Genomic DNA, 13,895 nt, shown 5'->3' with positions numbered 1-13,895 from the left:
CACTATGGGGGGCGGAGCAGGTTTTTTATTTCCGAGTCCCTGAGCTCTGCCCCCCATCTATTTGACTTCTCTTTCCAGTCAGCAGTTGGGGAGCATTTCCCCAAATTCTTTAAAATTTCGGTGGAGTTCAAAACAGCGGGTCAGGTCGTGGCAGATATGACCACAGCTGCCCTTGGCTACATATTCTTTTAAATAGGGTCGGTATAAGGGATGGGCGCAGGTATTGATTATTTTTTCTGCGCGTTCCAGGGGGCCAAGTCCCCTTAGATCTGCCAGCCCCTGTTCTGTTACCACCACCTGGACCGAATGCTCATTGTTGTCCACATGGGGGACCATGGGAACCACTGCAGAAATTTTTCCCCCTTTGGCTATGGATGGGGTCATGAAAATGGACAGATGGCTGTTCCGGGCAAATTCGCCGCTGCCACCCACCCCGTTCATCACATGGGTTCCCAGCACATGGGAGGAGTTTACATTACCGTAAATGTCGATTTCAAGGGCCGTGTTAATGGCCACCACACCCAGGCGACGGATAATGCCTGGATGGTTGGAGATTTCCTGGGGTCTTAATACAATTTTTTTGCTGTAAAAATCCATGTTGTCTTCGATCTGTTTCAGCTTTTCCGGCACAATGGTAAGGGCCGTGGCCGAAGCACCTAAAAGTTTGCCAGAATCTATCAACTCCAGCATGGCATCCTGGAAAACTTCCGAATACATGTAAAACGGCGGGATATCCGGGTGGCGTCCTAGCCCGGCCAGCACGGCATTGGCTGTATTGCCCACACCGGCCTGGAGGGGAAATAATTGGGGGGGGATTCGGCCTGACTGTTTTTCGTTCAGTAAAAATTCAATCACATGGTTTGCGATTTTTTTGCTGGTTTCATCTTCCTGGCTAAAAGCCATGACCTGGTCCGGTTCATTATTTTCCACAATGCCCATCACTTTTTTGGGATCCACCTGGGCAAAGGGCCATCCAATTTTAGCCAGGGGGTTGTAAACATTGATGGGATGGCGTCTTGGCGGAGGAGGCATGATGAAAATATCGGCCAATTCGCTCAGGCGGGGGGAGTGGCAATGGTTAATTTCTATGATCACCTTGTCAGCACAGGTCAGCCAGGTGGGAGACGCTCCAATGGAGGCGGATAGATAGACCCTGCCGTCCGGTGTGATCTGGGTTGCTTCCACAACCGCCACGTTCACTTTTCCAAAGAATCCTGCGCTCACTGTCTGGGGCACATGGGACAGGTGCATGTCCACATACTCAACTTCCTGGCTGTTGATCTGATCCCTGAGATTTTTGCCCCCCTGGTAGGGGGCCCGCCATGAAATCGCATTGGCCTCGGCCAGATCATTGTCGATATAGTTTCCGCTGGAAGCACCGGTGATGACCCTTATCCGGAAGCTACGTCCATGGGCATGTTCCTGCCTTGCATGTTCAGCCAGCATGGCTGGAACAGCCTTGGCTGCACCGGCTGCGGTAAACCCGCTAAAGGCTACGGTATCTCCATCCTTTATCAGGGAGACCACTTCTTGTTTCGAAATTATTGGATATCCGGCTGTTTTCATCTTAACACTCCATGTGACTTATATTATTTCACAAATGCCTTGCATAAAATTATGAATGAAAAAATCAAAGGCGATCTGTTGATTTTTAACCCAAGTAGAAAATAAAAGGACTGTCTCTATCCTTTTTTTAATAAAGATACAAGCCTTTTGTGTCTTTTTTTATTCTTTTGCCGGTCGGTTGTGCGATAAAGGTGTCATGCCTGTCCTTCTCAAAAATCTGTCTTGGCTGCAATCATTGACAATTCGGTTAGCGCCTGATAGAGCCCTCAAGCAATATGGAGACGATAATTTTCACATTTTTAATCATGATTTTGATCTTTAAATTGAATTCACGATCTGCAATTGAGAACCTTGGGTTTCGCCAACAATGGGCCGTAATGAAACGGATAAACAAACGGCCTAAAATCCGAATGGCAGATCGGCTCTTCTGGGTTTTGCTTTTTCGTGCCGCAACTTAACTATTGGTTGATCGAAAACCTGTGTTTGGGCGGCTCGAAGGGGAGCTATGCTCACAAAATTGCCCGTGTGTATGGCGTAAAAAATTCTGGAACCGGGGTGTACTGCTGTAAATGAGGATTTCGTAATTTTGAAGCAACATTGCAGATTTTTCAGTGAACCCTTAATCAGGAAAAGGGAATCGAAGTATGAAAAAATTAATTGAATCATTTATTTCATCAAAAATCCAGCAGGGTTTATTTTCAGGATGCCAGGTGTTGGTGGCACACAAAGGAGAGACCCTGGTGGAACTTAGCCGGGGATTCATGGTGGAGCACTCCAATGCTCCTTTAGAGAGAGTGACGCCTCAGACATTGTTCAATATTGAGTCCATAACAAAGGTAATGGTGACATTGCCTCTGGTTTTTAAGTTGGTTGAACAGGGGCGGTTAAACCTTGAAAATAAGCTTGTTGATTATCTCCCGGAATTTGGAACCGATGAATTTAAAACAAGGGTAACCCTCAGGGATATGCTCAATTTTACCGCAGGCATCTCCCTTGAGGATCCCCAGGGTTGTGAGGCAGCCGCATTGGAAAAAGATCTGGAAAAGGTATGGGAACTGCACTATACCCAGAAACTTTCTGCGCAACCCGGTACCCGGGTTTTTTATTCTGATGTTTCCTGTAGAATCCTGGGAAAGCTACTTGAACGGCTATTCGGGGCAGATCTTGGAACCGCTGCCAGGCAATTTATTTTTGAACCCTTGAACATGAAAGATACGATGTTCACACCGGAGAACCAAGCCAGGTGCGCTGCCACGGGAACCTCGGACAGCGGCCGGAATCTTCGGGGAAGTCTTTGTCAGGATCTGGAACACAACATGGGAGGAATCCTTGGCTCAGATGGTCTTTTTACCACTGCACAGGATATGCTGAAATTTTCCGCCATGTTGTTGAATCAGGGAATTCTGGGCGGAAACAGGCTCTTTGGCAGGCACACCGTTGGAAAAATGACCGGTGCCGTCACCAATGAGGCGTTATACGAAACACCAACCTCTTACCTGCATTATATTTTAAGCGGGCCCAAGGTCTGGTTCTGGGAGTATGGGAAGTCGCCCTACTCATTTTTTGGTGATCTTGTTTCTAATAGGGCCATTGGTAAAATGGGAGGGGCGGGAACTTTTCTTCTGATTGATCCTGCTTTGGATTTGATAGTGATTTATTTGACCAATTACGGACAACCTGAGAATACCCTTGAAGGTGAAGCCTCCTGGACAAAGTTTCAAAATGACATCAACATGCCCGGCCTTTGTAACCTTATAATCGGAAATCTTGGGTGTTGATTAATTGGTAAGCCTGAACAGGGAAAGGAATAGAAAATTCATTACTTTTTCATCTTCATGATCAACGATGTTATGCCCGGTGCTGTCCTGGGGCTGGCTGAAGAAGTGCAGGCAGCCATCGGTTGCCCTGCGCTGGAGAATTTGCTGCGATTCAATATTCCTGATTTGACCATTGATCTTTTCTCTCTTTTTTATTGTGTCGAATTGATGGTTGCGGTATTAGATTACGAGCATGAGAGCATAAGAGTATGACGGAGGGTATATGGGCCTTCGGCCATGGGGCGGCCTGCCCAAGGGAGCGGTCATGACAGCAACAATCAAGATCACGGAATCTATTCTCCTGGTTGACGATCAACCTGTGAACCTTCAGGTGCTGATGCACACCCTGGAAAGGCTCGGCTGCAAGCTGCTGGTCGCTAAAAATGGCGAAACAGCCCTGACCATTGCCCAAAAGGCGCGGCCGGATCTCATTTTGCTGGATATAATGATGCCGGGAATCGACGGATTTGAGGTGTGTCGACGGTTAAAGGCGGATCCAAGCACCCAGAAAATTCCGGTGATTTTTCTTTCTGCCCTTGATGATACCGGGGACAAGGTGCGTGGGCTTCAGCTGGGGGCGGTGGACTATGTTGCCAAGCCCTTCCAGCCCGAAGAGGTCATCGCCCGCGTGAATACCCACCTGACGATTCATCGTCTCAGTCGCGAGGTGCAACAGCAAAGGGATGAGCTGGAGCACGAGCTGCAGGTGGTCTCCCAGCTTCAACGTAACCTTCTGCCCGAACGTCTGCCCCAGGTCCCCGGGCTGAGACTGGCAGTGCACTATGAAACCAGTCGTTATGCCGGTGGCGATTACTACGATTTTATGACGCTGCCAGGGGGGCTTCTGGCCGTTCTGATCGCCGATGCAGAAGGCCACAGTGCTCCTGCGGCTGTCATGATGGCCATGACTTGCGCCCTGTTTCGCTCCTGTTCAACCGGCCTTGCCGAACCGGACAGAATGCTCTCCTTCATCAATGAAAATCTCTGCAAGGTGAACAGGGATAGTTTTGTCACGGCAGTCTATGCTGTTTATGATCCCGCCCGAAGGACCCTCAGAATCGCCTGTGCCGGCCATCCACTCCCTATCCTTTATCGGTTTTCGGAAAAAGCAGCGGCTGAAATTCCCTGTGACAGCGTTTTGCTGATGGGATTGGGTCCCTATGCCGATGTGCCGGTGACCGAAGTCACCCTTCATCCCGGCGACCGCATTCTGTTTTATACGGATGGGGTCACCGACCGATTCAACGCATCCCAGGAGCGTTACGGGACGAACCGCTTGCTGGGACAGTTTTCAAACGCCGCCTCCGATGACCCAGAAGTCATTCTTAAAGAAATTGTTGACGACATCTCCAAGTTTGCAGGAGACTGTCCGGCTGATGATGATCAGGCCATGGTGATTATCGTTGTTGATTAGCATCAACGCCCCTGTGGTTTCTGTCAAGAAGTCTGATATGGGTACGTCGGTATAAAACGCCTGCTATCTTATTTGGGCGGAAAAAATTTAGGAGAACGCCTTGAAAGAAAACGGAGATACCAACGCGGTCAAGACGAAGGCGGAACATTCTCATGCCAAAAATGACCAGGCGGCTTTTGAGAGCGAAGGGTTTTCCTTGACGGAAGTGATCGATATTGACCAGCTGGAACCTGTTCTTGAAGATTTCTGTAATGTAATGGGGATCTCCTCTGCCATCATCGACCTGGAGGGAAATGTCCTGACGTCCGTACACTGGCAGCGGATCTGCACCGAGTTTCATCGTATTGATGAGCGGACGTGTATGCGCTGTGTAGAGAGCGACACGAAACTTGCTGCAAACCTGGAAGATGGGAAGCCATTTTCGATTTACCACTGCAAAAACGGCCTGACCGACGCTGCTTCGCCTATCATCATTGAAGGCCGGCGTGTTGCCAATTTTTTTGTAGGGCAGTTCTTCACTAAAGCGCCAGACAAGAATTATTTCAAACAGCAGGCCCGGAAATTCAATTTCAATGTGGCGGATTACCTGGTTGCCCTTGATGAGGTTCCGATCATTTCCCAGGAAAAACTCCTCACCATTATAGTTTTTCTGACAGGTTTTGCTAACATTGTTGCCAGTTTGGGCATCGAGCGGATTAAAGCTATAAAAGCCGAGCAGATCGCCAGAGTTCAGGCTGAAGATGCCGAGAGAACCCAAAAGGAGTTGACGCGCTACAAGGAACATCTTGAAAACCTGGTGGAGGATCGAACGGAAAGGCTCAGGGAATCCGAGGAATACAACCACCTTATCCTGCAATCGGTGGCAGAAGGTATTTTTGTTACAGATACTGAAGGTCTATGCACCTATGCCAATGAAGCTGCACAGAAGATGCTCGGATACGAGATCAAAGAACTTGTCGATGAAAACATACATGACCTGTTTCACCATTCAAATGATGATGGATCGCCACACCTTCGCGAGGACTGTCCGATTTATTGGGCCCACACTAAGGGGATCACTAGCTTTCGCAGGGACGAGGTCTTCTGGCGCAAGGACGGTTCATTTTTCTATACTTCCTACACAAGCGTGCCCCAGCGTAAAGACAAAACCATCATTGGCTCCGTAGTTGTCTTCCGTGACATCTCTGCCCGCAAGAAAGTCGAAGATGCCCTTCGGGAGAGCGAATACCATCTTAAAAGCATTCTGATGACGACCAATGAAGGGTTTTTGTGGGTAAACAATGGGGCGCACATCGTGTCCGTCAATGACACCATGTGCAAAATTTCCAGCAGGGCCCGGGAGGATCTTTTGGGAAGGGCGCTTTTCGAATTTCTGGACGAGGAAAATATAGCGATCTTGAACGAACAGCTTCGGCTCAGAAACACCGGCCAAACGAGCGTCTATGAGATTGCCCTCAACCGTCCTGACGGTTCAAAGGTGATCTGCGAGTTCCATGCCACCCCCCTTTACGATAAAAACGGTGTAAAAACAGGGTCCTTTGCCATGGTCTCGGACATCACCCACCGCAAAAAAATGGAGGAGGAACTCATCGTCGCCCGGGATAAGGCAGAGGCGGCCACCCGGGCCAAAAGCGATTTTCTGGCCAACATGAGCCACGAAATCCGCACGCCCATGAACGCCGTTATGGGAATGACCCATCTGGCCCTCCAGACGGATCTTACGCCGAAGCAGAGGGACTATCTCCACAAGATTCAGATTTCCGCCAACTCTCTTCTCGGGGTCATCAACGATATTCTCGATTTCTCAAAAATCGAGGCTGGCAAAATGGGAATGGAGTCCATTGACTTTAACCTGGATGAAGTCCTGGAGAATCTTTCCACCATGATAGCGGTCAAACTCCGGGAAAAAGAGGGAATCGAAGTCCTTTTCGACACCGGAGCCGACGTGCCCCGCCAGCTGGTGGGAGATCCCCTGCGGCTGAGCCAGATCCTGGTTAACCTGGCCAACAATTCCATCAAGTTCACCGAAAGCGGAGAAATAGTGGTCTCCACCAAAGTTGTCAGCCAGGGAAATCATGTTATAGTTCTCCAGTTCTCCGTGCGGGATACGGGCATCGGCCTTACCGAGGAGCACATGGTCCAGCTTTTCACGGCCTTTAGCCAGGCGGATACCTCCATCACCCGCCGGTACGGCGGCAGCGGGCTGGGGCTATCCATCTGTCAGCGTCTGGTGAAGATGATGGGCGGCAAGATCTGGGTGGAAAGCATTTACGGGAAAGGCAGCACGTTCTATTTTACTGCGGTTTTAAGGACAGTGCGGGAATCCAGAGAGGCCTGCTACATACCCCCGCCGGAGTTGAGAGGCCTTAAAGCGCTGGTGGTGGACGACAATGCAACTTCCCGGGAAATTTTCCAGAGTATGCTGGAATGTTTCTCTTTTGACGTTACCCTGGCGGCGTCCGGCGAAGAGGGGCTGGAGGAGATTGGAAAGTCTGTCGGGGGACGCCCCTACGACATCGTGGTGATGGACTGGAAGCTGCCGGGTATCGACGGCATCGAGGCTTCGAAACGAATCAAGAAGAATACAGGGTTGACCCGGATTCCACTCGTTATCCTGGTCAGCGCGTACGCCCGGGAAGAGATTATGTGGCGGGCCGAGGCGGCCGGGCTGGACGGTTTTTTAATCAAGCCCATCAACGCCTCGGTGATGTTCGATACCATCATGAACGCGCTGGCCAAAGAGGGCGGCAAGGAGATGCCGCCGCCGGCAGAGGAGGAGAAGAAACAGGCCTCAGATCTGCTCAAGAGCCTTGAAGGCGCCCGGGTGCTGCTGGTTGAAGACAATGAGATCAACCAGGAAGTTGCCATGGAAATCCTTGCCGCAGGGGGAGTTACCGTCTCCCTGGCCGCCAACGGCCGGGAAGCCGTTGACGCAGTGGGGATGAATCACTTTGACGCTGTGCTGATGGATCTGCAGATGCCGGTGATGGACGGTTATACCGCAACCCGGACCATCCGCCAGGATGTGCGGTTCAAGGACCTGCCCATCATCGCCATGACGGCCCATGCCATGGCCGATGATCCGGATAAAAGCCGCCATGCCGGCATGAACGCTCATATCACCAAGCCCATTGATCCGGAGGTACTCTACTCAACCCTGGCGGAGTGGATCTCAGCCGCCACACCCGGGGGTGAGGCAGGATCCAAGGCGGAGACGACGCAGCAGCCCGTTCCCGGAAATAGCGGCGCTGTCGTCCCGGCATCCCCGGAGGAGAAGCCGTTTCCAGCGCTTATGGATGGGTTTGATCTTTCTTCCGGCCTGGGACGTCTTCAAGGAAATCAGGCCTTGTATCGCAAGCTGTTGATCAGCTTTGGTGACAGGTACGCCCAGCGGTCCAATGAGATCCGGCAAGCTCTGGATGCCGGGGACTACCCCAACGCCCACAAACTGGTCCACGAAATCAAGGGGCTCGCCGGCAACCTCTCGGCATCCCAGCTGTATGCTGCGGCTACGGCCCTGGACCAACTGGTCAAGCATGGGGACTCCCAGAATCCCCCCCCGGCGGATGCCCTTGCCATGGCCTTTGCCACCTTGGAAAGTCGGATGGAAGAGGCCCTGGGATCCGTCCGACAGCTGTCGTCATCGACGGAGGACTCCGTCCCTGAACCTGCCCCTGAAGCGGTGCACCAACTGGCTCCGGACCTGGCCAGGGAGGCCGCCATACACCTGCGGGAGGCCGCCGAAATGGGCGATGTGTCGGCACTGACGAAAATTTCCGAAGAGATGGCTGACCGGTCAAAGGACTTTGCCCCCTATCTTGGCAGGATAAGACGAATGAATGATGACTTTGATTTTGAAGGGATCCTCGGCCTGGCCGATGATCTGGAAAATGATCTGGGAAAAAATGAGGGGAAATGAAACCAACCGTTAACAAAATTTCGAAATCCGATTTGAAAGCATCCATAGACTACCATCTCCGCTGCTCTCTGTGCAAGGAACCGCTGTCAAGGGAGAACCGTGACCTCTTTTTGTCCACGGCCTTTTCCCTGCGGGACCGAATGGCGGAAAAGATTTTACAGACGGAGCGGCGATACCAGGCATCCCAGACCAAGCGGGTCTATTACCTGTCTTTGGAATTTTTAATCGGCAGGCTGCTGGGCAATACCCTTCACAATCTCGGGATGTTCGACGCCTGCCGTGAACTCTTGACAGAGGCAGGCATCGACATCGAAGAGGTGCGGGAGCAGGAGAACGACCCCGGTCTTGGAAACGGCGGGCTCGGCCGCCTGGCGGCCTGTTTCCTCGATTCCATGGCAACGCTGGACATTGCCGGTTTCGGCTACGGTATCCACTATGAATACGGCCTATTCAAACAGGAGATCGACAACGGCTATCAGCGGGAAAAGCCGGACAACTGGCTGGCGGACCTCAACCCCTGGGAGATCAAGCGGACCGATGAAAAATGCATCATTCCCATCTACGGACGGATCGAACATTTCCAGGACCGTGATGGGGGGTACAATCCCATGTGGCTCGACTGGAAGCTCATCGTGGGGATTCCCTTTGATATTCCCGTTGCCGGATACGGGGGGAAAACGGTGAACTGGTTGCGGCTCTACGGTGCGGGTTCTTCTGCGGACTTTGACATCCAGATCTTCAATGAGGGTGATTACTTCCGGGCGGTGGAGCAGAAGGTTGCTTCCGAAACAATTACCAAGATGCTTTATCCCCTTGATACCATCAAGTCAGGCAAGGAACTTCGCCTGGTGCAGGAATATTTTCTCGTGGCCTGCGCCCTCAAGGACATCATTCGGCGTTATCTGAAAAACAACGAAAATTTTGACCGGTTCCCTGACCAGGCCGCCATCCAGATGAACGACACCCATCCCTCCCTGGCCGTGGCGGAACTGATGCGGCTTCTCGTGGATGAATATGCGCTGCCATGGGAGCGTGCCTGGGAGATCACCCAACAGACCCTGGCCTATACCAACCACACGGTGCTGGCTGAAGCCCTGGAAAAATGGCCCGTGGCTCTCCTTGAACGCGTCATTCCCCGCCATCTTCAGATTATCCATGAGATCAACCATCGATTTCTCGAAAAGGTTGCAGGTCGCCATCCCGGTGACGTTGATCTTCTCCGGCGCGTGTCTCTTATCCAGGAGGGGGAGACCAAGATGGTCCGGATGGCCCACCTGGCCCTGGTGGGGTCCCATTCCGTCAACGGTGTCTCCGCACTCCACACGGATATTTTAAAACAGGATAATTTTTCAGACTTTTACGCCCTCTGGCCGGAGAGATTTGTCAATATCACCAACGGCATCACCCAGAGGCGCTGGCTTCTCGAAGCTAATCCCCGACTGGCAAGACTGATCACCGACACCATCTCAGATGCATGGATTACCGATCTCAGCCAGCTTCGACTGTTGGAGCCCTATGCCGATCAGGCGATTTTCATGGATGAATTTAGTGGCATCAAGCGGGCAAACAAACAAGCATTGTCGAAAATCATCTCCGACACCCTCTGGCTTTCCATCGATCCCGACAGCCTCTTCGACATTCACGTCAAACGAATTCATGAATACAAACGCCAGCTCCTGAAAATCATGCATATCATCCATGAATATCTGCAGATCGTCAGGGGAGAAAAGACGCCCACGGTTGCCAAGACTTTTATTTTTGCCGGCAAGGCCGCACCCGGATACTGGGTGGCCAAACAGATGATCAAGCTGATTCACAATGTCGGGCAGGTCATTAATCAGGACAGACGGATCAAGGATGCCATGAAGGTCGTTTTTCTGCCGGATTACAGTGTCTCTCTTGCGGAAAAGATCATTCCGGCAGCGGATTTGAGTGAACAGATTTCCATGGCTGGCCAAGAGGCGTCTGGAACAGGAAACATGAAATTCATGCTTAATGGTGCCTTGACCGTGGGAACACTGGACGGCGCCAATGTTGAAATGCTCGAAGAAGCGGGTGTGGACAATATTTTTATTTTCGGATTAAAGGCGGAAGAGATTGCCGACATGATCAAAAAGAATACCTACCGCTCTAGGGAGTATTATCATCGCTTTCCGGAAATACGAACGGTCTTGGACGCCTTTCGTGATAATATCTTTAGCCCTGACGAACAGGGGCTCTTTCAATGGATTTACCATCGGATGATGAATAATGAGGATCCCTATTTCCACCTGATGGATTTTTCCCCCTATCTCCAGGTGCAGGATCAAATAGAAGCGGAATACCGGGACTCGGCCAATTGGACAAAAAAAACGATCCTGAATGTGGCCCGGTCCGGGAAATTTTCCAGCGACCGGGCCATTTCCGATTATAACCACCTCATCTGGAATAAGAAGGTCCTGAACGGATCGTTATGAAGGGAAAATTCTCAATGTGGGCTTGTCAAAATTGAGTCCAACAACTATCTGGAAAAATAGATTTTAGGAAGGAAATCATGCAGCTGAAGCATAAAAATATAAAGGATGTTCTGATTGTGAGACCGCTGGAAAAAAGAATCGACGCTTCAACGGCGGCGGAATTCAAACAAAAGATGGGCGATTGGATCGATTCGGGAAATCGGCGGATTGTGCTCAACCTCTCCGAAGTGGACTTTATCGACAGCAGTGGCCTTGGCGCCATTATTTCGGGGTTCAAAAAGATCGGCAATGACGGCCGTCTCGTAATCTGTGTCGTAAAGGAAAGCGTCATGAGCCTTTTTCGTCTGACCCGCATGAATCGGGTATTTGATATCTATGCCTCAGAGAATGAAGCCCTTGAGGCGCTTTCTGGAAAGGTATAAAACGATGAAAGCGGTGGGCATGATTCGGCTGATCATTGACAGCAGGCTTGAGAATGTTTCTTTGGTAGGGGGGGCCGTGCGTGGCATCGCCGACATCCTGTCCATGGACAGCACGACCCGTTACCAATTAGAACTATGTGTCGTGGAAGCGGTGAACAACGCTATAAAACACGCCTACCATTGCCAGGCAGGGCATTCAGTGGAAGTAGATGTCCTGCTTTATCCGGACCGGCTGACCTTCAAAATCTGCGACAGCGGAGAAAGCATGAATCCGGCAAAGGTCAAGCCCTTCTGCTTCGATCCTCTGAAGGTTGAAACCCTTCCCGAGCGAGGGATGGGGGTCTATATCCTGAACTCCCTGATGGACGAGGTCCATTATGAAACCATCAGCGGACAAAACATTTTGAACCTGATCAAATATTTGAAAAAACCGGAAAAATCTGCATAAGCAGGCCAGTTGAACATTATGGTGTAAAGATAGCAGTTTATACCGCTTATGTAGATAGTGTTTGAACGAAAACTCACCCATCTGCGGCGTTGCTACAAATTTTTGAAATCCTCACGGACAATAGTACGCTCCGGTTTCAGAAATTTTTGCGCCTTGCATATGGGCAATTTTGTGAGTATAGCTCCTTTTCGAGCCTCGCAAACACGGGTTCTCGGTCAGCTACTGTATAATTTCTCAACTTTGGGATTGGCTGTTTACATGGGTCAGGCTTGCATTGTTGCACTTTTAAAGACAACTCATTTCAACAAATCATTGTTATTAAGTCCTTGATTGTGCGGCTGGGCAGGGTCGTATAATTCAGCGGGTGGGACGCCCACTCCGGAAGGTAGGACTGCCGGATAGCAAGTTTTTGGCGGTTTTTTAAGGGAAAGACCGCGAGCAGATAGGCCGTAAGCCAAAAGGTTGAAATGCCATGTCGTCATGTGTGGTGGACCTCCTAGTAAAAACTTGTAAACTCCCCATGGAACGTGATACCAAATAAGACTGACTGGCCTTGGGACCAGCAGCTTAATCTGGGCGTTGAAGCTGTCGAAAAGGTCCGGGTAATATCAACTGTTAAATAAAAATACGACAAAAAATCGAGCCGGGATTTTTTCTATAGTTTCGTTATGTTGACTCAACCTCCAGTTTTTTGGGGAGGATCAAATTAAAGAAAATCTAACATATCAGGAGAAACAGATGGCAAGTACCTTTGGAAAATTGTTCAGGGTATCAACCTTTGGTGAATCACATTGCAAGGGGGTTGGCGCCATTGTTGACGGATGCCCTTCGGGTATGGATCTGAATGAATCAGATATCCAGACCCAGTTGGATCGTAGAAGACCGGGTCAGAGTAATGTGGCAACGGAGCGAAATGAAAAAGACCAGGTCACCATCCAGTCTGGAACAGAACTTGGAAAAACCTTAGGCACCCCCATATCTCTCTTTGTTCCAAACCAGGACCAGCGACCCGGCGATTATGCCGATATGGTGGATATCCCGCGACCCTCCCATGCAGACTATACCTACCAGATGAAATACGGCATCCGGGCGTCAAGTGGCGGTGGCCGATCCTCGGCTAGGGAAACCATCGGACGGATCTGCGGTGGAGCCATCGCTGAAAAATTTTTACTGACCGGCCCCGGAGTTGAGATTGTCGCCTGGGTCAGCTCTGTGGCAGACCTGGACGCCAAAACCCCCGACCTGCTCACCATTAATAGAAAAAAAGTGGACCAGAACATTATCCGTTGTTCAGATCCTGATGTTGCCGCGTCCATGGAAAAAATAATCATCCAGGCCAAAAATGAAAAGGATTCCGTGGGTGGCATTGTCAGCTGTGTGTGCAGGAATGTTCCCCCAGGGCTTGGAGAGCCCGTTTTTGATAAGCTTGAAGCCATGTTGGCCAGGGCCATGCTCTCTATCCCGGCCACCAAGGGGTTTGATATCGGATCCGGCTTTGCAGGAGCCAGGATGAAAGGATCGAATCATAACGATCCCTTTGTCTTAAAGGGAGATCTGCTGGGCACCCGAACTAATTTCAGCGGTGGTATCCAAGGTGGGATTTCCAATGGGGAGCCCATTGTTTTCCGGGTCGCCTTTAAGCCGCCGGCAACCATCGGGCTGCCCCAACAGACTGTGGACTTTAATGGAAACCCTGCTGTTCTTGAGGCAAAGGGGCGCCATGATCCCTGCGTGGTGGCACGGGCGGTCCCCATTGTGGAAAGCATGGCAGCCCTTGTTATTGCAGATTGCCTCCTTCAGCACCGGGCAGGGCGGTATTGGAATTAGTGTGTTTTAAATGAAAGCTTTGATTG

General features: G+C 50.7%; 9 protein-coding genes. 8 read left to right on the top strand and 1 reads right to left on the bottom strand.

The window, feature by feature from the left end; genetic code table 11:
* Nucleotides 1-78: 78 nt before the first annotated feature.
* Nucleotides 79-1,566, bottom strand: coding sequence for a succinate CoA transferase (locus HRM2_RS21500; protein ID WP_015906147.1), 1,488 nt, complete (start codon nt 1,564-1,566; stop codon nt 79-81).
* A 644-nt stretch (nt 1,567-2,210) separates the two neighbouring features.
* Here HRM2_RS21500 and HRM2_RS21490 point away from each other — a divergent pair.
* The 8 genes from HRM2_RS21490 (at nt 2,211) to aroC (ending at nt 13,869) form a co-directional block, all read left to right on the top strand.
* Complete coding sequence (locus tag HRM2_RS21490) at nt 2,211-3,344, top strand: serine hydrolase domain-containing protein (protein ID WP_015906146.1); 1,134 nt, start codon at nt 2,211-2,213, stop codon at nt 3,342-3,344.
* Nucleotides 3,345-3,401: 57 nt separating this feature from the next.
* A complete protein-coding gene (locus HRM2_RS21485) occupies nt 3,402-3,596 on the top strand; it encodes a hypothetical protein (protein ID WP_041273424.1) in 195 nt (64 codons plus the stop codon).
* Between the two features lie 52 nt (nt 3,597-3,648).
* Nucleotides 3,649-4,797 (top strand): SpoIIE family protein phosphatase, encoded by a 1,149-nt coding sequence (locus HRM2_RS21480; RefSeq protein WP_148214687.1) that lies wholly within the window; start codon nt 3,649-3,651, stop codon nt 4,795-4,797.
* Nucleotides 4,798-4,897: 100 nt separating this feature from the next.
* The gene (locus HRM2_RS21475; protein WP_015906143.1) at nt 4,898-8,716 is read left to right on the top strand and encodes a PocR ligand-binding domain-containing protein; all 3,819 of its coding nucleotides are present in this window, start codon (nt 4,898-4,900) and stop codon (nt 8,714-8,716) included.
* A complete protein-coding gene (locus HRM2_RS21470) occupies nt 8,713-11,172 on the top strand; it encodes a glycogen/starch/alpha-glucan phosphorylase (protein ID WP_015906142.1) in 2,460 nt (819 codons plus the stop codon). The genes HRM2_RS21475 and HRM2_RS21470 overlap by 4 nt, the downstream gene beginning before the upstream one ends.
* Before the next feature lie 77 nt (nt 11,173-11,249).
* Nucleotides 11,250-11,594: an STAS domain-containing protein gene (locus HRM2_RS21465; protein ID WP_015906141.1), complete on the top strand. Its 345-nt coding sequence runs from the start codon at nt 11,250-11,252 to the stop codon at nt 11,592-11,594.
* Entirely contained in the window at nt 11,548-12,042 is a 495-nt protein-coding gene (locus HRM2_RS21460; RefSeq protein WP_015906140.1) for an ATP-binding protein, read from the top strand. The genes HRM2_RS21465 and HRM2_RS21460 overlap by 47 nt, the downstream gene beginning before the upstream one ends.
* A gap of 738 nt (nt 12,043-12,780) precedes the next feature.
* The gene (gene aroC, locus HRM2_RS21455) at nt 12,781-13,869 is read left to right on the top strand and encodes a chorismate synthase (protein WP_015906139.1); all 1,089 of its coding nucleotides are present in this window, start codon (nt 12,781-12,783) and stop codon (nt 13,867-13,869) included.
* The last annotated feature ends 26 nt before the right edge of the window (nt 13,870-13,895 follow it).

This window comes from Desulforapulum autotrophicum HRM2 (assembly GCF_000020365.1).
Classification (GTDB): Bacteria; Desulfobacterota; Desulfobacteria; order Desulfobacterales; family Desulfobacteraceae; genus Desulforapulum; species Desulforapulum autotrophicum.
Note: the sequence above shows the minus strand (reverse complement) of the source record. Positions and strands in the feature narration are given on the sequence as shown.

What these genes read in the sequence shown, in the direction of transcription:
- HRM2_RS21490 (WP_015906146.1), top strand. Translation starts at nt 2,211, where the DNA reads ATGAAAAAATTAATTGAATCATTTATTTCATCAAAAATCCAGCAGGGT.
- HRM2_RS21480 (WP_148214687.1), top strand. Translation starts at nt 3,649, where the DNA reads ATGACAGCAACAATCAAGATCACGGAATCTATTCTCCTGGTTGACGAT.
- HRM2_RS21500 (WP_015906147.1), bottom strand. Translation starts at nt 1,566, where the DNA reads ATGAAAACAGCCGGATATCCAATAATTTCGAAACAAGAAGTGGTCTCC.
- HRM2_RS21460 (WP_015906140.1), top strand. Translation starts at nt 11,548, where the DNA reads ATGCCTCAGAGAATGAAGCCCTTGAGGCGCTTTCTGGAAAGGTATAAA.
- HRM2_RS21485 (WP_041273424.1), top strand. Translation starts at nt 3,402, where the DNA reads ATGATCAACGATGTTATGCCCGGTGCTGTCCTGGGGCTGGCTGAAGAA.
- HRM2_RS21470 (WP_015906142.1), top strand. Translation starts at nt 8,713, where the DNA reads ATGAAACCAACCGTTAACAAAATTTCGAAATCCGATTTGAAAGCATCC.
- aroC (WP_015906139.1), top strand. Translation starts at nt 12,781, where the DNA reads ATGGCAAGTACCTTTGGAAAATTGTTCAGGGTATCAACCTTTGGTGAA.
- HRM2_RS21465 (WP_015906141.1), top strand. Translation starts at nt 11,250, where the DNA reads ATGCAGCTGAAGCATAAAAATATAAAGGATGTTCTGATTGTGAGACCG.